General features: G+C 60.5%; 20 protein-coding genes and 2 tRNA genes. 15 read left to right on the plus strand and 7 right to left on the minus strand.

What is annotated here, in order from left to right; genetic code table 11:
- Nucleotides 1–4: 4 nt before the first annotated feature.
- Nucleotides 5–2,659: a CBS domain-containing protein gene (locus tag ACHHRT_RS08330; protein WP_395499307.1), complete on the plus strand. Its 2,655-nt coding sequence runs from the start codon at nt 5–7 to the stop codon at nt 2,657–2,659.
- On the plus strand, nt 2,656–3,534 hold the full coding sequence (locus tag ACHHRT_RS08335; RefSeq protein WP_395499308.1) for a YitT family protein: 879 nt from the start codon (nt 2,656–2,658) through the stop codon (nt 3,532–3,534). The genes ACHHRT_RS08330 and ACHHRT_RS08335 overlap by 4 nt, the downstream gene beginning before the upstream one ends.
- Nucleotides 3,535–3,585: 51 nt before the next feature.
- Here ACHHRT_RS08335 and ACHHRT_RS08340 read toward each other — a convergent pair whose 3' ends face one another.
- Nucleotides 3,586–5,697 (minus strand): elongation factor G, encoded by a 2,112-nt coding sequence (locus ACHHRT_RS08340; RefSeq protein ID WP_395499309.1) that lies wholly within the window; start codon nt 5,695–5,697, stop codon nt 3,586–3,588.
- A gap of 131 nt (nt 5,698–5,828) precedes the next feature.
- Here ACHHRT_RS08340 and ACHHRT_RS08345 point away from each other — a divergent pair, with 131 nt between their 5' ends.
- From ACHHRT_RS08345 to glyQ, 8 genes are all read left to right on the plus strand, one after another.
- Nucleotides 5,829–6,836 carry a YhdH/YhfP family quinone oxidoreductase gene (locus ACHHRT_RS08345; protein ID WP_395499310.1) on the plus strand — a complete coding sequence of 336 codons (1,008 nt, stop codon included), beginning with the start codon at nt 5,829–5,831 and terminating at the stop codon, nt 6,834–6,836.
- Nucleotides 6,837–6,892: 56 nt separating this feature from the next.
- Nucleotides 6,893–7,468 carry a hypothetical protein gene (locus ACHHRT_RS08350; protein WP_395499311.1) on the plus strand — a complete coding sequence of 192 codons (576 nt, stop codon included), beginning with the start codon at nt 6,893–6,895 and terminating at the stop codon, nt 7,466–7,468.
- A gap of 142 nt (nt 7,469–7,610) precedes the next feature.
- Nucleotides 7,611–8,012: a Fur family transcriptional regulator gene (locus tag ACHHRT_RS08355; protein ID WP_395499312.1), complete on the plus strand. Its 402-nt coding sequence runs from the start codon at nt 7,611–7,613 to the stop codon at nt 8,010–8,012.
- Between the two features lie 63 nt (nt 8,013–8,075).
- Entirely contained in the window at nt 8,076–8,651 is a 576-nt protein-coding gene (gene rbr / locus ACHHRT_RS08360) for a rubrerythrin (RefSeq protein ID WP_395499313.1), read from the plus strand.
- A 30-nt stretch (nt 8,652–8,681) separates the two neighbouring features.
- Complete coding sequence (locus tag ACHHRT_RS08365) at nt 8,682–9,056, plus strand: desulfoferrodoxin (protein ID WP_395499345.1); 375 nt, start codon at nt 8,682–8,684, stop codon at nt 9,054–9,056.
- Between the two features lie 11 nt (nt 9,057–9,067).
- Complete coding sequence (locus ACHHRT_RS08370; RefSeq protein WP_395499314.1) at nt 9,068–10,252, plus strand: FprA family A-type flavoprotein; 1,185 nt, start codon at nt 9,068–9,070, stop codon at nt 10,250–10,252.
- 2 nt (nt 10,253–10,254) lie between these two features.
- Nucleotides 10,255–10,872, plus strand: coding sequence for a DVU0298 family protein (locus tag ACHHRT_RS08375; protein WP_395499315.1), 618 nt, complete (start codon nt 10,255–10,257; stop codon nt 10,870–10,872).
- Between the two features lie 142 nt (nt 10,873–11,014).
- Complete coding sequence (gene glyQ, locus ACHHRT_RS08380; RefSeq protein ID WP_395499316.1) at nt 11,015–11,887, plus strand: glycine--tRNA ligase subunit alpha; 873 nt, start codon at nt 11,015–11,017, stop codon at nt 11,885–11,887.
- An 11-nt stretch (nt 11,888–11,898) separates the two neighbouring features.
- Here glyQ and ACHHRT_RS08385 read toward each other — a convergent pair.
- Nucleotides 11,899–11,996, minus strand: a tRNA-Sec gene (locus ACHHRT_RS08385).
- Between the two features lie 159 nt (nt 11,997–12,155).
- On the opposite strand from ACHHRT_RS08385, the gene ACHHRT_RS08390 reads away from it, so the two are divergent.
- A complete protein-coding gene (locus tag ACHHRT_RS08390) occupies nt 12,156–12,479 on the plus strand; it encodes a hypothetical protein (RefSeq protein WP_395499317.1) in 324 nt (107 codons plus the stop codon).
- Between the two features lie 96 nt (nt 12,480–12,575).
- Here the strand turns inward: ACHHRT_RS08390 and ACHHRT_RS08395 are convergent.
- The 3 genes from ACHHRT_RS08395 to nadB all read right to left on the minus strand — a co-directional run bounded on the left by ACHHRT_RS08395 (nt 12,576) and on the right by nadB (nt 14,904).
- Nucleotides 12,576–12,652: transfer RNA gene (locus tag ACHHRT_RS08395), tRNA-Met, on the minus strand.
- Between the two features lie 160 nt (nt 12,653–12,812).
- Nucleotides 12,813–13,133 (minus strand): TusE/DsrC/DsvC family sulfur relay protein, encoded by a 321-nt coding sequence (locus ACHHRT_RS08400; RefSeq protein ID WP_395499318.1) that lies wholly within the window; start codon nt 13,131–13,133, stop codon nt 12,813–12,815.
- A 163-nt stretch (nt 13,134–13,296) separates the two neighbouring features.
- Nucleotides 13,297–14,904, minus strand: a complete 1,608-nt coding sequence (gene nadB / locus ACHHRT_RS08405) for an L-aspartate oxidase (protein ID WP_395499319.1) — start codon at nt 14,902–14,904, stop codon at nt 13,297–13,299.
- Nucleotides 14,905–14,988: 84 nt separating this feature from the next.
- Between nadB and ACHHRT_RS08410 the strand changes: the two genes are divergently transcribed.
- Both ACHHRT_RS08410 and ACHHRT_RS08415 read left to right on the plus strand, forming a co-directional pair.
- Nucleotides 14,989–15,618: an HAD family hydrolase gene (locus tag ACHHRT_RS08410; protein ID WP_395499320.1), complete on the plus strand. Its 630-nt coding sequence runs from the start codon at nt 14,989–14,991 to the stop codon at nt 15,616–15,618.
- 2 nt (nt 15,619–15,620) lie between these two features.
- Complete coding sequence (locus ACHHRT_RS08415; protein ID WP_395499321.1) at nt 15,621–16,118, plus strand: hypothetical protein; 498 nt, start codon at nt 15,621–15,623, stop codon at nt 16,116–16,118.
- Between the two features lie 27 nt (nt 16,119–16,145).
- On the opposite strand, the gene ACHHRT_RS08420 is transcribed toward ACHHRT_RS08415, so the two are convergent.
- On the minus strand, nt 16,146–16,412 hold the full coding sequence (locus ACHHRT_RS08420) for a hypothetical protein (RefSeq protein ID WP_395499322.1): 267 nt from the start codon (nt 16,410–16,412) through the stop codon (nt 16,146–16,148).
- Nucleotides 16,409–16,594 carry a CooT family nickel-binding protein gene (locus ACHHRT_RS08425; RefSeq protein WP_395499323.1) on the minus strand — a complete coding sequence of 62 codons (186 nt, stop codon included), beginning with the start codon at nt 16,592–16,594 and terminating at the stop codon, nt 16,409–16,411. The genes ACHHRT_RS08420 and ACHHRT_RS08425 overlap by 4 nt, the downstream gene beginning before the upstream one ends.
- Before the next feature lie 113 nt (nt 16,595–16,707).
- On the opposite strand from ACHHRT_RS08425, the gene ACHHRT_RS08430 reads away from it, so the two are divergent.
- Nucleotides 16,708–17,160 carry a CoA-binding protein gene (locus ACHHRT_RS08430; protein ID WP_395499324.1) on the plus strand — a complete coding sequence of 151 codons (453 nt, stop codon included), beginning with the start codon at nt 16,708–16,710 and terminating at the stop codon, nt 17,158–17,160.
- Nucleotides 17,161–17,304: 144 nt separating this feature from the next.
- Nucleotides 17,305–18,561 carry a histidine--tRNA ligase gene (hisS, locus tag ACHHRT_RS08435; protein ID WP_395499325.1) on the plus strand — a complete coding sequence of 419 codons (1,257 nt, stop codon included), beginning with the start codon at nt 17,305–17,307 and terminating at the stop codon, nt 18,559–18,561.
- Nucleotides 18,562–18,602 lie beyond the last annotated feature (41 nt).

An 18,602-nucleotide genomic window follows, 5' to 3' on the forward strand; every position in this document is an offset into this window, starting at 1 on the left:
CGGGATGGAACTGATCACCACCCATATCAACGCCGATTTCGATGCCCTGGCCTCGATGGTGGCGGCCAAGATGCTTTACCCCGGGGCGGTGCTGGCCTTTGCCGGGGCCCAGGAGAAGAACCTGCGCGATTTTTTCAGCCAGGCGGTGGAGTATGTTTATGACTTTCAGCGGCTGAAAAATATTCCCTTTGACCAGATCACCAAACTGATTCTGGTCGATACCCGCCAGGCCTCCCGCCTGGGCCCCCTGGCGGAGTGTTTAAAAAATCCCGGCCTGGAGCTTCACATCTACGATCATCACCCGGCGGTGGCGGGCGATCTCCGGGGTAGTGTGGAGCATATCCGGCCGGTGGGGGCCACCGTCACCATCCTGGTGGATCTGATTCGCCGGCAGGGCCTGGAACTCCGGCCCGAGGAGGCCACCCTGCTGGCCATGGGGATCTACGAGGATACCGGCTCCTTTCACTTCGACACCACCACCCCGGAAGATCTCCAGGCCGCCGCCTGGCTGCTGGAGCAGGGGGGCAATCTCCACACCATCACCCAGTTCGTGGCCCAGGAGTTGAGCAGTGTCGAGGTAACCCTGCTCAACGATCTGATCCGCTCCGCCATCACCTACTCCATTCAGGGGGTGGAGATCACAGTGGCTAAACTGGCCATCGACGGCTACTTCGACGGCTTTGCCGTGGTGGTGCGCCGGTTGATGGTGATGGAAAACCTCAACGTCCTCTTTGCCCTGGCCCGGATGGGTGATCGCACCTATCTCATCGCCCGGAGCCGGATCCCCGAGGTCAATGCCGGCGAGGTCGCCCGGGAGTTCGGCGGCGGCGGCCACGCCTCGGCGGCCTCGGCCACGATCAAGGATCTGACCATGATCGAGATCGAGGAGAAGCTGGTCCAGGTACTCCATCAGCAGATCCGGCCCGAACGCCGGGCCATCGACCTGATGAGCGCCCCGGCGATCAGCGCCCGGCCCGGGATCACCATCCGGGCCGCCGATGAGTTGCTCAACCGTTACAATATCACGGTATTGCCGGTGGTGGATGAGGAGCGACGGGTGATCGGCCTGGTCTCCCGCCGGGTGGCGGGCAAGGCGATCCAGTTGGGTCTTTCCGAGCAGAAGGTCAGCGAGTATATGAGTACTGAGTTTGCCACCCTGCCCCCGGCCGCCACCCTGGGCGATATTCAGAAGTTGATCATCGAGCATCGCCAGCGGATTATTCCGGTGGTGGACCCCCGAAGCGGCGAACTGGTGGGGGTGATTACCCGGACCGATCTGCTCAACCTGCTGGTCAACGACCCTTCCCGTCTGCCCCGCAACCTTTACGCGGAACAGCTGCCCTCCCTGGAGCGGAACCGCAATCTGCAAAATCTGATGGTGGAGCGGTTGGGGCGCAATGTGGTGATCCTGCTGCGGACCATCGGCGAGGTTGCCGCCGCCAAAAAATATCACGCCTTCGCGGTGGGCGGCTTTGTCCGCGATCTTCTGCTCCATGAGCGCAACTTTGATCTGGATGTGGTTATTGAGGGCGACGGGGTGGCCTTTGCCCGGGAACTGGCCGCCCGGCTGGGGGGGGAGGTCCGGGTCCACAAGAAGTTCGCCACCGCCGTGGTCAAGCTGCCCGGGGGGCGCAAGGTGGATGTGGCCACCGCCCGGCTGGAATATTACGACTATCCGGCGGCCCTGCCCACCGTGGAACTCTCCTCGCTGAAGCTCGACCTTTACCGGCGTGACTTCACGATCAACGCCATGGCCATCCACCTCAATCCCGAGAGCTTCGGCACCCTGGTGGATTTTTTCAACAGCCAGAACGATCTCAAGGAAAAAAAGATCCGGGTGCTGCACAACCTGAGCTTTGTCGAGGACCCGACCCGGATCTTTCGGGCGGTGCGTTTCGAGCAGCGGATGGGTTTCACCATCGGCCGCCATACCGAGCGGTTGATCAAGAACGCGGTGGGGATGAACCTTTTCGACCGGTTTTTCGGTTACCGCTTCTTTGGCGAGCTGCGTTTGATCTTAAGCGAAGATAACCCCCTGCCCGCCATCCGCCGCCTGGATCAGTTCGGTCTTCTGCCCTTTCTCCACCCCCGCCTGCGCCTGGAGCCCCGGCTGGAAAATATCCTCAATGAGGCCCAGCTGGCTCTGGCCTGGCACAAGCTGTTGTATCTGGAGCAGCCCTGCCGGGCCTGGCTGGTTTACTTTCTGGCCCTGACCGCCCTGCTGAAGCGCCAGGAGCTGGATGCCCTCTGCCGCCGCTTCGAGGTGCCCGAACGAATCCGCCGGACCCTGCTGGAGCAGAAGTGGGCGGCCCAGGAGGCTGCCACCGTGCTGCGGCGGGGAGCGCCCAGCAGCAACAGCGCCATCCACCATCTTTTGGTCGGCCTGGCCCCGGAGGGGCTGCTTTATCTGATGGCGATTATTCGTAAAAAGGCGGCCAAAAAGGCGATCTCCCTGTATGTTACCGAGCTGAGCACCATCCGGAGCGAAATCAACGGTGAAGACCTCAAGCGATTGGGTCACACCCCCGGCCCCATTTTCCGGGAGATTCTCGACCGGCTGCTGGAGGCCCGGCTCGATGGCCTGGTCCAGAGCCGGGATGAGGAGCTGGCCTTTGTCCGCCGGCAATATCCAACTCGCAAGGAGCGACCCACGGCGTGAAAATTCCCCAGGTGCCCCAAATAACCCTGGCCGACCTGCGGCAGGTCCTGGTCAACCTGCTGATGCTGAGTGTGGGCGGGGGCCTTTGCGCCGTGGCGGTCAACGGGATCATCATCCCCCATGAGTTCGCGGCCGGCGGCATCACCGGCCTGGCGGTCATTCTCCAGGAGATCTTCCCCGCCCTGGATGTGGGGCTGACCTACCTCCTGGTCAATATTCCCCTCTTTCTGGCGGCGATCATGGCGGTGGGTCGCCGCTTCTTTTTCTACAGTCTGGTGGGAACCGCCATCTTTTCCCTGGCCCTGGCGCTGATCAAGGTTGAGCTGGTGGTGGAAAATCAGATCCTGGCGGCAATCTTCTCCGGAATCATCATTGGCCTGGGGGCGGGGATCACCCTGCGCTCCCAGGGCTCGGCGGGGGGGGCGGATATCCTCTCGGTGATGCTGATGAAGCGCTTTTCGATCCCTCTGGGTTCGACCCTGCTGGCCCTGAACGTGCTGGTCCTGGCCCTCACCGCCCTGGTTTTTTCGCTGGATTCCGCCCTCTACACCCTGATTCAGCTCTATGTGGCGGCCAAACTGGTCAATCTGGTGGTCACCGGCCTGAGCCAGCGCAAGGCGGTCATGATCATCTCCAAGCACTGGCCGGAGATCAACCGGGAGATTTTACGCGACCTGCGCCGGGGCACCACCGTAATCCCGGCCCGGGGAGGTTATTCCGGCAGCGAGGAGAACATGCTCTACGCGGTGGTCAACTTCCGTGATATCGGCCCGTTGAAGAGGACGATCCGGGCCGTTGACCCCGATGCCTTCGTGGTGGTCACCGATACCATGGAGGTGATGAACTATCGGATCGGCAACCAACCCCACTGGTAGCAAAGGTCCGGCACTGCCGGACCTTTGCTACCAGTGGTCGCCTGCTGTGAGTTACGCGCCGGTGGCGGTCAGCTTTTGTTGCAGGTCGTGGGGCACCGGGGCGTACTCCTTGAAGCTGCAGCGGAAGCTGGCCCGGCCCTGGGTCAGGGATTTCAGGGTGGTGGAGTAGTTGTGCTGCTCCGAGAGCGGGGTCACCGCCCGGATCACCTGATAACGCCCCTGGGACTCCATCCCCTGGATCACCGAGCGCCGGGACTGCAGGTCGCTCATCACCTCCCCCATCAACTCCTCGGGCACCAGGATCTCCATGTCGTAGAGGGGCTCCATGATCAGGGGATTGGCCTCTTTGAAGGCCTCTTTGAAGGCCTGGGCCCCGGCGATTTTGAAGGAGATGTCGTTGGAGTCCACCGTGTGCATCTTGCCGTCGAAGACCATCACCCGCACGTCCCGGACATAGGAACCGGTCATGGGGCCCTCCTGCATCTTCTCCATCACCCCCTTGAGGATCGAGGGCAGGTATTTGGCGTCGACCACCCCGCCGACAATGCAGTTGTAAAAAACCAGCTTGCCCCCCCAGGGCAGGTCGATCTCCTCCTTGCCCCGTACGGTCAAGTCGCTGGGGTCGGGCAGCCCCTCCTCCCAGGGTTCGATCCGCAGGTGGACTTCGGCGAACTGGCCCGAACCGCCGGACTGTTTTTTGTGGCGGTAGGCGGAGGTGGCGGTTTTGCGGATCGTCTCCCGGTAGGGAATTTTGGGCTCGACGAAATCGACCTTGATCCCGTGGACATGTTCCAGGCGCCACTTGACCAGGTTGAGGTGGAGTTCGCCCTGGCCCCAGAGGATCAGTTGTTTCAGCTCCGGGGCCAGTTCGGCCTTGATGGTGGGGTCGGCGGTCTGGATCTCCCGCAGGGCCTCCCCGAGCTTTTCATCATCCTTCTTGTCGCCGGTGACCACGGCGGTGCGGATGCGGGGTTCGGGGAACTCGATGGGGGCCAGGCTGACCGGGGCATCCTTGCCGTGCAGGGTATGATTGGTGCGGGTTGCCTTCATTTTCAGGGTCGCTCCCAGGTCGCCGGCCGCCAGTTTGGCCACCTGGTTGCGATTTTTGCCCGCCATGATGAACAACTGGTTGAGCCGTTCGGTTTCCCCGGTGGCGCTGTTGACCAGATCCATCCCCTCGCTGACCGTGCCGGAGCAGACCTTGAAAAAGGTGACCTTGCCCAGGAAGGGTTCGACCAGGGTTTTAAAAACGAACAGCACCGGCGGCCCGGCGGGGTCGCAGGTCAGCTCGCCGCCGTCGGCGGTTTTTTCGGGGGGCATCTCGGTGGCGGAGGGGGCCACGTTGTCGATGAAGCCCATCATCCGGCCGCTGCCCATGTTGCGCTTGGCGGAAAGGCAAAAGATCGGGAAAACCTCACGGTTGAGCATCCCGATCTTGAGTCCCTTGCGCATCTCGTCCTCATCCAGGCTGCCCTTCTCGAAGTAGAGCTCCATCAGCTCATCGTCGTTCTCCGCCGCCTTTTCCACCAACTGATTGTGCAGCTCGGCGGCCCGCTCCCGCTCCGCCGCCGGAATTGCCAACTTTTCCGGTTTGCCGCCCTCGGCGGGGAACTTGTACATCGTCATCTTGAGCAGGTCGATGATGCAGTCAAAGCCGTCGCCTTGGTTAAGGGGGTACTGCATCAGGACGGCGGCGGCCCCGAATCGGTCCCGGATCGACTCCACCGCCCCGAAGTAGTCGGCCTTGGGGTGATCGACCTGGTTGACCGCGAAAATTGCCGGCTTTTGAAACTGCTCCACATATTTCCAGTTCAATTCGGTGCCCACCTCCACGCCGTACTGGGCGTTGATCAGCATCACCGCCGTGTCGGCCACCCGCAGGGAGGAGACCACCTCGCCGACAAAGTCGTCCAGGCCGGGGGTGTCGATGATGTTGATCTTGTAATCCCGCCAGTCGGTATGGAGCAGGGTGGCGTAAACCGAGTTGCCGCGCTCATGTTCGATTTCGTGGTAATCGGAGATGGTGTTTTTGTCCTCCACCGTGCCGCGGCGGTTGGAGAGTCCGGCTTCGAAGACCATGGTTTCGGCCAGGGTGGTCTTGCCGGACTTGACGCTGCCGAGCAGGACGATGTTCTTGATGTACTTGTCGTCATAAAGCTTCATGCTCCACCTCTCGATTTAGATAATTATTAGGAAGGAAAGCGCAGCTTGACCAGGAGCAAATCATCCTATACTGTTTACCCCCAAGGAAGTTGATCTGGCAAGCCGACTTTAAAAAAAGTGAAGATTTAACGATGAATAACCAAACTTTTCGCGCTCTCCGGGTGGAGGAGGAGTCCGACGGCCGGTTCCGCCGCCGGATTGTGGCCCGCAAAATCGGCGAATTACCCGATCACGAGGTGCTGGTCCGGGTTCACTACTCCTCGCTCAATTACAAGGATGCCCTCTCGGCGGCCGGCAATCGCGGGGTGACCCGCCGTTATCCCCACACCCCCGGGATCGATGCGGCCGGGGTGGTGGTGGAGAGCCGGGTGCCCGATTTTGTCCCCGGCCAGGAGGTGGTGGTCTCCTGTTATGATCTGGGGATGAACACCCCCGGCGGCCTGGCCCAATATGTGCGGGTGCCGGCGGCCTGGGTGATGCCCAAGCCCCCTGGTTTGAGCCTGCGTCGTTGCATGATGTACGGCACTGCGGGTTTCACCGCCGCCCAGTGTCTGGCCCGCCTGGTGGATTTTCCCGTCGGGCCCGACGCGGGCAGGATCCTGGTCACCGGCGCCACCGGCGGGGTGGGGATGCTGGCTTTGGCCCTGCTGGTCCGCCTGGGTTATCGGACCTGCGCGGTGACCGGTAAGGCGGAACTGGCTCCGCGTCTGCGGGAGCTTGGGGCGGAGCAGGTTTTGAGCCGGGCCGAGGCCACCGACGAGAGCGGCAGGATGCTGCTCAAGGGGAAGTGGGCCGGGGTGGTGGACACGGTGGGCGGGCCGATTCTGGCCACCGCCATCAAATCCTCTCGCTACGGGGCCTTGGTAACCTGCTGCGGCAACGCCGCCTCCCCCGAGCTGCCCCTCAATGTTTATCCCTTTATTCTGCGGGGGGTCACCCTGGCCGGCATCGACAGTGCCGAGTGCCCCATGCCCACCCGCCGGGCCGTATGGCAACGCCTGGCCGGAGCGTGGGATCTGGCCAATCTCGAGGAGTTGGTTACCGAGATTTCCCTTGACGGGGTCGATGGTAAAATTGATGATATCCTGGCGGGGCGCCACCAGGGCCGCATTCTGGTCAACCTGGCCGATGCCGCCTGATTTTAAGGTCTGTGATTCTTCACCCTTAAAGGTTTTCCACCATGCTTTCTGCCCGGATGATGCTGGCAATACTGCTGTTGGTCGCCCTGCTGGGCGCTGGCTGCGGCAAAATGCTGCCGGTGGCCAAAACCCGCAGTGAGGCGCCCTGGCCCAGTTTCGCGGCCAGCAAGGCTGTTTTTGATCAGGTCATCCCCTATCAGACCACCAGTGAGGATCTGCGCGGTCTTCAAATCGATCCCGCCGTCACCCCCAACCTCCAGATCCTGACCTATCCCGATATCGTCAGCCTGTTTATGCCCAACTCCAGCTTTAGCCTGAAGGATATGGACCGGGGGTTGCGGGACTGTGTGGCTGACTCGTCCAAATGCCTGGCCTACCAGCTTCGGCTGGAGAGGATGGAGGCCCGGCGTCATGGTAATTTTATCCTCGACGTGTTGAGCTTTATTCGTAAAACACACCAGACCGGCTGGCGTTTCAACGCCCTGGTGGTGATGGTGGATGATGTGGTGGTTTATAAGCTCTGCGGCGGTACCCCCAAGGTGGATGAGCATCTTTACCGGCGCAACCCCCTGGGCCCGCTCCAGGAGCCGGCGGAGATGGTAAGGGATGCCGGGGTTATCAGTATTCTTTAAGGCCTTAAATTTTGCCCCTTGTCAGAATCCCTTTCTTGGCGTATCTTGTACTTTATGGAAATTATTCCTATTTGAAGTTATGACCCTGTTGGGTCGAGGATTTCTTCCCGCTCCGGTCCTTTAAGCCGGGGGTACAAGTAGAATGGAGGCTGACGTGTCCTTAGGAAATACATTGCGGGTAACCAAGCAGCGCCAGGTCTTGCTGGACGAACTTCGTAAGGTGTGTACCCATCCCACCGCCGATGAACTCTACCAGATGGCGCGTAAGCGGTTGCCCCGGATCAGTCTGGGCACCGTCTATCGCAATCTGGAGTTGATGGCGGAAAACGGCATGATCCAGAAACTGGAGGTGGGGGGAACCCAGAAACGTTTCGACGGCAACGTCGTGCCTCATTGCCATGTTCGCTGTTTGAAGTGCGGGCGGGTTGATGATCTGGATCTTTCCCTGGATCTGGACCTGGAGTCCTTGGCCCGTGAGCAGACCGGCTATGCCATTGTTCGCCACAGTATCGAGTTTGGCGGCTTCTGCCCCGTGTGCCGTTAGTCCTCTGCTGCTCCGCTAAAAAAAATCAAGTAGATTACTCAACTTTTTTCTCGGGAGGTTAAGATGAAATCGCTTAAAGGTACTAAAACGGAGAGGAACATCCTCACCGCTTTTGCCGGTGAATCCCAGGCCCGTAACCGCTACACCTATTTTTCCGCCCAAGCCAAGAAGGATGGCTATGTCCAGATCTCGGCGGTTTTTGAAGAGACCGCCAACCAGGAGAAGGAGCATGCCAAGAGGTTGTTCAAGCTGCTGGAGGGGGGGGAGGTGGAGGTCAGCGCCGCCTTTCCCGCCGGGAAGATCGGCACCACGGTTGAAAACCTCACCGAAGCCGCCAACGGCGAGAATCATGAATATAACGTGATGTATCCCGAATTTGCCAAGGTGGCCCGGGAGGAGGGTTTTGACGAGATCGCCGAAATCTTTCTTAAAATCGCGGTGGCCGAGGCCTTCCACGAAAAACGCTACAAGGCGCTCAAGGCCAATATCGAGGCGGGCCGGGTTTTCAAGCGCGAACAGTCAACCTCCTGGCAGTGCCGTAATTGCGGCTACACCCATGAAGGCCAAGCCGCCCCCGATCGCTGTCCGGCCTGTGATCACGCCCAGGCCCACTTTGAGTTGTTGAAAGAGAACTGGTAAGCCGGTTAGTCAACGATAAGGAGGAAGATGATGGCCAAGAAGCTGGAAGTGTACAAGTGTGACCTGTGCGGCAACATCGTGGAGGTGCTCCATGCCGGAGCCGGTCAGTTGGTCTGCTGTGGCCAGCCCATGCGGCTGATGACCGAAAACACCGTTGATGCCGCCAAGGAGAAGCACGTGCCGGTAATCGAGAAGGTTGAGGGCGGCTATCTGGTGAAAGTCGGCGCGGTGCCCCATCCCATGGAGGAGAAGCATTACATCGAGTGGATCGAATTGCTGGCCGACGGCAAGGTCTATCGCCAGTTCCTTGAGCCCGGCCAGACCCCCGAGGCCTTTTTCCCGGTCAGCGCCGCCCAGGTTACGGCCCGGGAGTATTGCAACCTGCATGGCCTCTGGAAGGCTTAGAGGAAAGGGCGATGACGGCAACTGAGATTCGACCGGATATTTTCTGGGTCGGGGCGGTGGATTGGAATAACCGGGATTTCCACGGTTATTCCATCAAAAAGGGCACCAGCTACAACGCCTATCTGGTCCGCGATGAGAAGACCGTGCTGTTTGACACCGTGCGGCAGGGGTTCAAAAGCGATCTGCTGCACCATCTGCACCAGGTCACCGGCCCCCAAAAGATCGATTACATCGTGGTCAACCATGTGGAGCTGGATCACTCCGGTTGTCTGCCGGAGCTGGTTGAGCTGATCAAGCCGGAGAAGATTTTCTGCTCGCCCATGGGGCACAAGGCCTTGCTGGAGCACTTCCATCGGCCCGATTGGCCCTATCAGGTGGTTAAAACCGGTGATGAGATCAAGCTGGGCAAACGGACGGTGCGCTTTATCGAAACCCGGATGCTGCACTGGCCCGACAGCATGTTCTCCTATATTCCCGAGGAGAAGCTGCTGATCTCCAGTGACGCCTTTGGCCAGCACTGGGCCACCTCCGAACGCTTCGACGATCAGGTTGAGGAGAGCGAGCTGTTGGCCCACGCGGCCAAGTATTATGCCAATATCCTGCTGCTCTATTCGCCCCTGGTTCAAAAGCTGCTGGCGGAGGTGGCGGCCAACGGTCCGGCGGTGGAGATTATCGCTCCCGATCACGGCCTGATCTGGCGGCGCAGCCCGGGGGCGATCATTGACGCCTATGGCCGCTGGAGCCGCCAGGAGAGCCGTAGGAAGGCGGTTATTGTCTATGACACCATGTGGCATAGCACCGAAAAGATGGCCCGGGCGGTGGAGAGCGGTTTGCAGCAGGAGGGGATCGAAGAGATCCGTCTGCTCCATGCCCGCAAGAACCATCGCAGCGATATCATGACCGAGGTCCTCGATGCCCGGGCCCTGATTTTGGGTTCGGCCACCCTCAACAACAATATCATGCCGGCCATGGCCGATGTTCTGACCTACATGAAGGGGTTGCGCCCCAAAGAGAAGGTCGGGGCCGCTTTCGGGTCTTACGGTTGGAGTGGGGAGGCGGTCAAGCATCTGCAAGCCTTTCTGGATGAGATGGGGATACCCGCGGCCGGCGAAGGGGTTCGGATTAAAAACGTGCCCGGCCACGATAGCCTCAAGGCTTGCGTCGAGTTGGGCCGGGCCGTGGCCAAAGCCATGTAGCCATGAGCTTACGGGCGACCAAGGCGCGGGTTATCTCCCTGCTGACCGGCAACGACCCCCTGCCGGAGGTGTTGGGCGCCCTGGCTGCCCTGCCCCGCTCCCAGGTCCTCAAGGCGCTCTTTGCCGCCCTCTGTCACCATGATCAGCATCTGCGCTGGCGGGCGGTGAGCGCCATGGGGCCGGTGGTGGCCGCCCTGGCTGACCAGGATCTGGAGGCGGCCAGGGTGGTGATGCGCCGCTTCATGTGGAGCCTCAATGATGAGTCCGGCGGGATCGGCTGGGGCGCCCCCGAGGCGATGGCCGAGTGTCTGGTTCACCATGAACAGCTGGCTGAAGAGTACAGTCATATCCTGGTTTCATTTATGCGGGAGGATGGTTTCTACCTGGAGTACCCTCCCCTGCAGCAAGGTCTGATGTGGGGGTTGGGCCGCCTGGCCGAGGTCCGCCCCCAGTTGCTGCGCAGCAAAAACGCCCTCCTCTATCTCCCCCCCTATCTCGATTCTCCCGATCCGGTGGTGCGCCGGCGAGCCGCCCATGCCCTGGAGCTGCTCAAGGCCGCCGCTTCCCCCGTTTCCCCAGCTTTCACCGGTAACGCGAAAATCGTGGACAAAAAATCTTGACTGGCGGGCGGTGGTCCCGTAAAACGTCACGATATCCGGCTGGCCCGGAATGTTGGCTTTTCTGCCAATCCTGGTGAGTCGTGCCCGTTCACCCATTTTGTACCTTGGTCGGTCTGATCGCCGACAACAGACAGGCGGATTTATGAATTTTCAGGAGATAATTTTTGAACTGGGCCGTTATTGGGCGGAGAAGGGTTGCGCCATTCAGCAGCCCTACGACATGGAGGTTGGTGCCGGGACCTTCCACCCCGCCACCCTGCTGCGGGCCCTGGGGCCGGAGCCGTGGCGGGCCGCCTATGTCCAGCCTTCCCGGCGTCCCACCGATGGCCGCTACGGGGAAAATCCTAATCGGCTGCAGCATTACTACCAGTATCAGGTGATCATCAAACCCTCCCCGCCCGATATCCAGGAGATGTATATCGAGAGCCTTACCCGCTTCGGGCTCGATCCTTTGGCGCACGATATCCGTTTCGTCGAGGATGACTGGGAATCCCCCACCCTGGGGGCCTCCGGTCTGGGCTGGGAGGTCTGGCTGGATGGGATGGAGATCACCCAGTTTACCTATTTCCAGCAGGCCGGCAGCCTGGATCTGCATCCGGTGACGGTGGAGGTGACCTACGGTCTGGAGCGGATTGCCATGTATCTGCAGGGAGTGGAGAGCGTTTACGATATCTCCTGGGACGGCCGGGTCAGCTACGGCGATATCTTTCTCCAGGCGGAGAAGGAGTTTTCCGCCTTTAACTTCGAACATGCCAACGTGGAACGGTTGCTGGAGTTTTTCGCTATCTATGAGTCCGAGGCCTTCCGCCTGCTGGAGCTTGGCCTGATCCTGCCGGCCTACGATTACTGTTTGAAGTGTTCCCACACCTTCAACCTGCTGGATGCCCGCAAGGCGATCAGTGTGGCCGAGCGCACCCGCTACATCGGCCGGATTCGTAACATTGCCCGCAAGGTGGCGGAGCAGTACGTGGCCAAGCGGGAGGAGCTGGGCTTTCCCTTGTTGGCGCGGGGATAAAGGGGAAGGGGTGGCGGAAGTGCATGGGAATCGAACCCACCCACCGGGCTATTAACCCGGTGCACCGGATTTGAAGTCCGGGAGGGCCACCAGTGCCCTTTCCACTTCCGTGACAGCGATTTTGCAGCATAGTTGCTTACGGTTCCGGCGACAACTTTTTTTCGTCGTCGAACTGAAAAATATGGGCAGGGCCGGAGCGGGTTTTAGTGATCCGGCCGATCATTCCGGGGTAAAAACCCAAAGCTTTAGCAAGGGGTGCGTTCCAGCTATGGAATGTCAGCGTTTTCAGAAGTTGATTAGAAACTGGTATTTTCAGGTCCAGAGTGAAGCCATGGCTCCGGCTCGGATGGTTCTCTTCATGGAGAAGCACCTTGCCGAATGCCCCATCTGTCTGGCGGATACCCGGGTTAAGGAGGAGGTGCAACGGATCACCGCCTTTGTGCTGCCGGAGGTAAAAACTCGTAAACCCTCGGAAGATGAGGATGACGAGCTTATCGAGGATCGTGCCGGGGAGGATAAGTCCGAGGATGAAGATGAGTCCGAGGATGAAGATGAGGAGCTGGACGAGGAAGACGAGGAGGACGAAATCTGATCCGTCCCGTTTGCTCCGGGGCATGAAAAAGCCCGCCTTCCAGCATGGGAAGGCGGGCTTTTTATATGGTAACCGGCGCGCGGCCGGATAATGCGTTGGTGGCGATGCAGGGACTTGAACCCCGGACTCTGCGGATATGAGCCGCATGCTCTAACCAACTGAGCTACATCGCCGTGGAGAGGGTCTATATGGTAAATTTCGCCGGAATTGTCAACCAGAAATCGGCGGACCTGGGCCTCATTTCCGCTCCGGCATAAAAAAAGGAAGAAGGATGCAGCATCCTTCTTCCCGTAACACGCGAAACTAAGTAAGGTCGCGGTTTAAGCGCGGGCCTTATACACAGCCGGTGGGCTTCGGCAGGCCGGCCATCTTGCAGGCTCCCTTACCCGGTCCGGAGGGGAACAGCTCGTAGATCCGCTTCAGCGGGTAGCCGGTGGTCTTGGAGAGAATCCGAACCATGGGGGCGATCCCGTTCTTCTTGAAGTACTCCTGCAGGATGTCGATGATCTTGCGATGCTCATCGGTCAACTCATCGATACCTTCGATGCTTTTGACGTAGTCAACCCACTCCTGGCTCCACTCTTCCATCCCTTTGGTCAGGAAGCCGTCTTCGTCCACATTGAAGGTTTTACCCTTATGCTCGATGGTGGCCATTGTCTCCTCCTTAGCTAATAGTTTAATCTAATATGAAAAACATCCATTTGCCTACTGAGTAAGATGTCGTTTCTTACTATATGCCATTTCCTTTGTCAAGCGATGGCGCCCGCTTTTTTTGGTGGCAACCCCTTTGCTTCGCCCTTGGGGGTTTAGTGTTATTTTATTTAATTATAACAGTATCTTTTGCCCAATTTTTGTCATCGTGAGTCGGGTGGTCGATATTGTAGTGCAGGCCCCGGGATTCTTTGCGGAGAATCGCGCAGCGGACGATCAGTTCGGCCACCAGGCTGATATTGCGTAATTCAATCAGGTCGGGGGTCAGTAGATAGTCGCGGTAGTGGCGCTCCACCTCGGCGGTGATCGGTTGCAGCCGCTCCTGGACCAGATTGAGTCGTTTTTCGCTGCGGACGATTCCGACATAGTTCCACATCAGGCGGCGAATCTGATCCCAGTTATGGCTGATCAGCACCGCTTCGGCCAGGGGCTCGGCTTGCCCGGCCCGCCAGGGGGGCGGTGGTGGTGGTTGCCGGGCGGCCAGCCGGGGCCAGTCCCGTTCACACTGCTCCCAGGCTCGCTGGGCGTACACCACCGCTTCCAGCAGGGAGTTGCTGGCCAAACGATTGGCCCCGTGCAGGCCGGTGCAGGCCGTTTCCCCCAGCACATAGAGATTTTCCAGATTGCTGCGCCCCTGCAGGTCGCTGACCACCCCCCCGCACATGTAGTGGGCCGCCGGCACCACCGGGATCGGCTCCTTGGTGATATCGATCCCCAGCCCCAGGCAGGTCTGATAGATGGTGGGAAAACGCTTGATCAGAAAAGCGGCGGGTTGGTGGGTGATGTCGAGGTAGACGCAATCATCGCCGCTGGCTTTCAGCTCCAGGTCGATGGCCCGGGCGACGGTGTCGCGGGTGGCCAGATCGCCGCGGGGGTCGTACTTGGCCATGAAGGGATGGCCGTGGCGATCGATCAGTCGTCCCCCCTCCCCCCTTACCGCTTCGGAGATCAAAAAGTTTTTGGTTCGGTGGTGGTAGAGGCAGGTGGGGTGGAACTGGACGAACTCCAGATTGGCCACCCGGGCCCCGGCCCGGTAAGCCATGGCGATGCCGTCGCCGGTGGCGATGTCGGGGTTGGTGGTATAGAGATAAACCTTGCCGCTGCCGCCGGTGCAGAGCACCGTGACTCGGGCGCTCCAGCTCTCCACCTGCTGGCTGTCCCGATTGAAGACGTAGGCGCCGAAACAGTGGTCGCTGTAGGGCGTGCTTGCGGCAAGACCGATTTTGGAGCCGATCAGCAGGTCCACGGCCAGGTGGTTTTCCAGGATGGTGATGCGGGGGTCGGCGGAGGCCTGTCGCAGCAGGCTCTCCTCGATCCGGCTGCCGGTCCGATCCATGGCGTGGGCGATCCGGCGGGCGGAGTGGCCCCCCTCCCTGGCCAGGTCCAGTTCGCCATGATCCGGCTCGGCCCTTTGGAAATCGACCCCCAGGGCCATCAGCTCACGGATCCGCTCCGGGCCGCTTTCCACTACCATCCGGACCACCTCGGGATGGCAGAGGCCGTCGCCGGCGGTGAGGGTGTCCTGCATGTGGGCGGCGAAGGAGTCGGTGGGGTCCAGCACTGCGGCGATCCCTCCCTGGGCCAGGTTGGTGGCACTGTCCAGCTTCTGTTTCTTGGTGATCAGGGTGACCCGGCCCAGCCGGGCCGCCTTCAGGGCGAAGGAGAGGCCGGAGATGCCGCTGCCGATGATCAGAAAATCGGTCTGCTGTTCCAAGGCGTTGCAATCCTCCCGTGATCTGGTACGCTACTCACCGTTTTGTGGCGCCACTTTCTTTATACACAATACCGGGCCTGGTCGATGAGCGAAATCAAATTGGTGGTTTTTGACTGTGACGGAGTGATGTTTGATTCCCGGGGGGCCAATCGGGAGTATTACAACCAGATCCGGCTCCATTTCGGGCGCCCCCCCATGGATGAGGAGGAGCTGGACTATGTGCACATGCACCAGGTGAACGATTCGATCCGCCATCTGTTCCGCGACTATCCAGCCGAGCTGCCCGCCGTTGACCGCTACCGCCGGGAGTTGGACTACCGGCCCTTCCTGCGCTATATGCACATGGAACCGGACCTGCCCCGGTTTCTCGATTATCTGCGGCCCCACCGCAAAACCGCGATCAGCACCAACCGCACCACCACCATGGCCATGGTCTTAAGCATCTTCAAGCTGACCGCCTGTTTCGACCGGGTGGTGACCGCCCAGGATGTGGCCAATCCCAAGCCCCATCCCGAGGCCCTGGAGCGGATCATGACCGACCTGGGGGTGGCCGCGGCGCAAACCATCTATATCGGCGACTCCCAGGTTGACCGGGACCACACCGCCGCCGCCGGGGTGCCGCTGATCGCCTTTAAAAATCCGGCTCTGGAGGCCGAATACCACGTGACCAGTTTCATGGAGATCATCGACCTGCCCCCCTTTCAGGAGAAGTGAAGATGAAGCTGGAGAATGCCCACCTGGTGCTGGTGCTGGCCCCGGACCTGGAGCGGGCCGCCGAGCTGGTTTTACGCTTTTTCGCCCGCACCCAGCTGGTGCGCTATGACCGGGTGGAGGTGGATCGGGATAACTCCTGTTCCGCGGCCCACCCCGAGTTTAAGGCCCGGTTGGAGGAAGGGGTGGCGACCAACCGCCGGGTTCTGGCTGAAATAATGGCTGAACTGAAGGTGGTGGGAGTCCGCTCCCTGGATGACCTGGCCCAGCTGCCCCAAGGCTATCAGAGTAAGCTGGTCCACACCGCCGCCCACCTGTTGGATGGTTTTTTCGGAATCGACAGCGCCTTTTTCAACCTGGTGGAAGATTCCCACTGGCTCTCCGAGCCGCTGGCTGGGGAAATCGGCCAGAATCCCGAGGATTATCACCTGCTGCAGGTCAGGGCCGAGATCGCGGTTGGCCAACAGCGGCTGGTCAGTACCATGCGCAAGTTTGAGAGTTAAGCGCCCTCTTGGCGGCCCGCCCCGGGATCAATCGTGGTGGTGGTGATGATGGTGATGGTGCTGACCCCCGCTGCCCGGGGAAGGTCCGCCGGCCCGGGTCAGGGCCTCCGAGAGTAGCCGGTCCACCTCTTCCAGCAGTTCCGCGGCCCGGTCGATCAGGGTGGCCGGCTCCTTACAGCCCTCGGCGCGGGCGGCGGCGCTCCATTTACGGAACTCGGCGGCATGGCCCTGATTGTGTTCAATCCAGTGGGGCAGCAAGACCCGCAGTTTCTCCACTACCTGTTTTTCCGTCATGGTTTCCCCCTGAGTATAACCTTGCCGGCCAGAAAGTCGATGCTGGCCACCAGCACCCCCTCGACCACCCGCGGCGCTTCAAACAAGGTGTCGATTCTGACGCCGTTTTCCACGGCCTCCAGTAGCGAGGCCTGCTCCGCCACCAGCTCTTCCCGTCCATCTTTTTCCAGCAAAACCGTCATCTGGCACACGTTGCCCTTCCTCCACGGTTGAAACTATTGCGTCCCGGCGGCGACACGGATATTCTGGCCCCCAATTGCAACTACCATTAAGAGATACAAAAAAGCGTTAACCAGTGCAACAGGTAAGCCATATGCTGCTGCCGGATTTTCAACTGAGCCGCCGGATTTTAAGCCCCGACCCCCGCACCGGGGCCCTGCCGGTGATCGCCGTGGTTGGTCTCTCCCCCAAAAGTGAGCGCCCCAGCAATATGGTTGCCCGTTATCTGCTGGCCCAGGGGTTCAAGGTGATCCCGGTCAATCCCGGCCAGAGGGAAATTCTCGCCCAGCCCTGCTATCCCGAGCTGGCAGCCATTGGCCGACCGGTGGATATAGTGGTGATCTTCCGCCGCTCCGAGCAGGTGTTGTCGGTGGTGCGGGAAGCGATCGGCCTGGGGGCGAAAACGGTCTGGCTGCAGGAGGGGATCATCAATCAGGAGGCCGCCGCCCTGGCCGAGGCCGCCGGATTGGCGGTGATCATGGATCGCTGCATCAAAACCGTTCATGAAGCCCTGGGCCTGAGTTCCTGAGGGACGCTCGCTCCGGGGTTAAGTCAACCACCCCACGGGTTGCTTGACTTTTCCTGGTTATTGCGCTAAAAATCCACCTTTTTGGGCGAACCGAGGCCGGTTGCGGCCCCTCCCTTTTACTTCGCGAAAAGGACATATTTTTCTATGCAGGCCCTGAAAGGCTTTAAGGATATCTTGCCCGATGAGGTGGTGATCTGGCAGCGGGTTGAGGAGAAGGCCCGGGATATTTTCCAGCGCTTCGGCTTCGAGGAGATCAAGGTGCCGATCCTGGAGAGGACCGAACTCTTTGCCCGCTCCATCGGCGAGGCCACCGATATCGTCGAAAAGGAGATGTACACCTTCACCGACCGCAACGGCGAGTCGCTGACCATGCGCCCCGAGGGGACCGCTCCGGTACTCCGCGCCTTTATCGAGCACGCCCTCCATCTGCGCCGGCCCGTGAGCCGGCTTTTCACCATCGGCCCGATGTTTCGCCATGAACGGCCGCAGAAGGGGCGGTTGCGCCAGTTCCACCAGCTCAGTGTCGAGGCCCTGGGGGCCGACCACCCCCGGCTGGATGCCGAAGTGATCGCCATGGCCTGGCTGCTGGCCGTCGAGCTGGAGTTGACGGTCAGCCTGGAGCTCAACTCCCTGGGCTGTCCCGAGTGCCGGCCCGACTACCGTCGGCAGTTGGTCGATTATCTCCAGGCCCGCCGGGAGCAGCTGTGCGATGATTGCAAGCGCCGCGCAAGCAGCAATCCTTTGCGGGTGCTTGACTGCAAGAGCGCCAACTGCCGCCGGATCAATGCCGACGCGCCCTCCATTCTCGACGCCCTTTGCGGACCTTGCCGGCAGCACCTGGAGGCGGTGCGCCATGATCTTGACGCCCTGGCGATCCCCTACCGCCTGAACCCCTTTATGGTCCGGGGCCTGGATTACTACAACCGCACCACCTTCGAGCTGCTCACCGACGCTCTGGGGGCCCAAAGCGCGGTGGGGGCCGGCGGGCGTTACGACGGGCTGATCAAACAGCTGGGCGGCCAGGATCTGCCCGGGATCGGCTTTGCCATGGGGATGGAGCGGCTGGTACTGCTGATCCAGGAGCGGCAACAGATCACCCCCGTCGGGCCCGATCTGTTCATCGCCTGCCTGGGCGAACCCGCCGCCGCTTACGGCTTCACCCTGCTCCATCAGTGCCGGAGCCGGGGTTTGCGGGCGGCGATGGATCTGCAGGGCCGGGGCCTCAAAAGTCAGATGAAGCAGGCCGATCGCCTGGGAGCCCGCCGGGTTCTGATCCTGGGCGAGGATGAACTTAACCAGGGGCGGGCGGTGTTGCGGGACATGACCGACAAGAGCGAAAAAAGCGTGGTCCTCAGCGATGACCAGGGCGAGCTGCTTTCAGCCCTGGCCGGGACCAACTGAAACGGTTTCGATTTTCTAATTTATTGATCTCAATATAAAAA

Source organism: Desulfurivibrio modestus (assembly GCF_044068625.1).
Taxonomy (GTDB): domain Bacteria; phylum Desulfobacterota; class Desulfobulbia; order Desulfobulbales; family Desulfurivibrionaceae; genus Desulfurivibrio.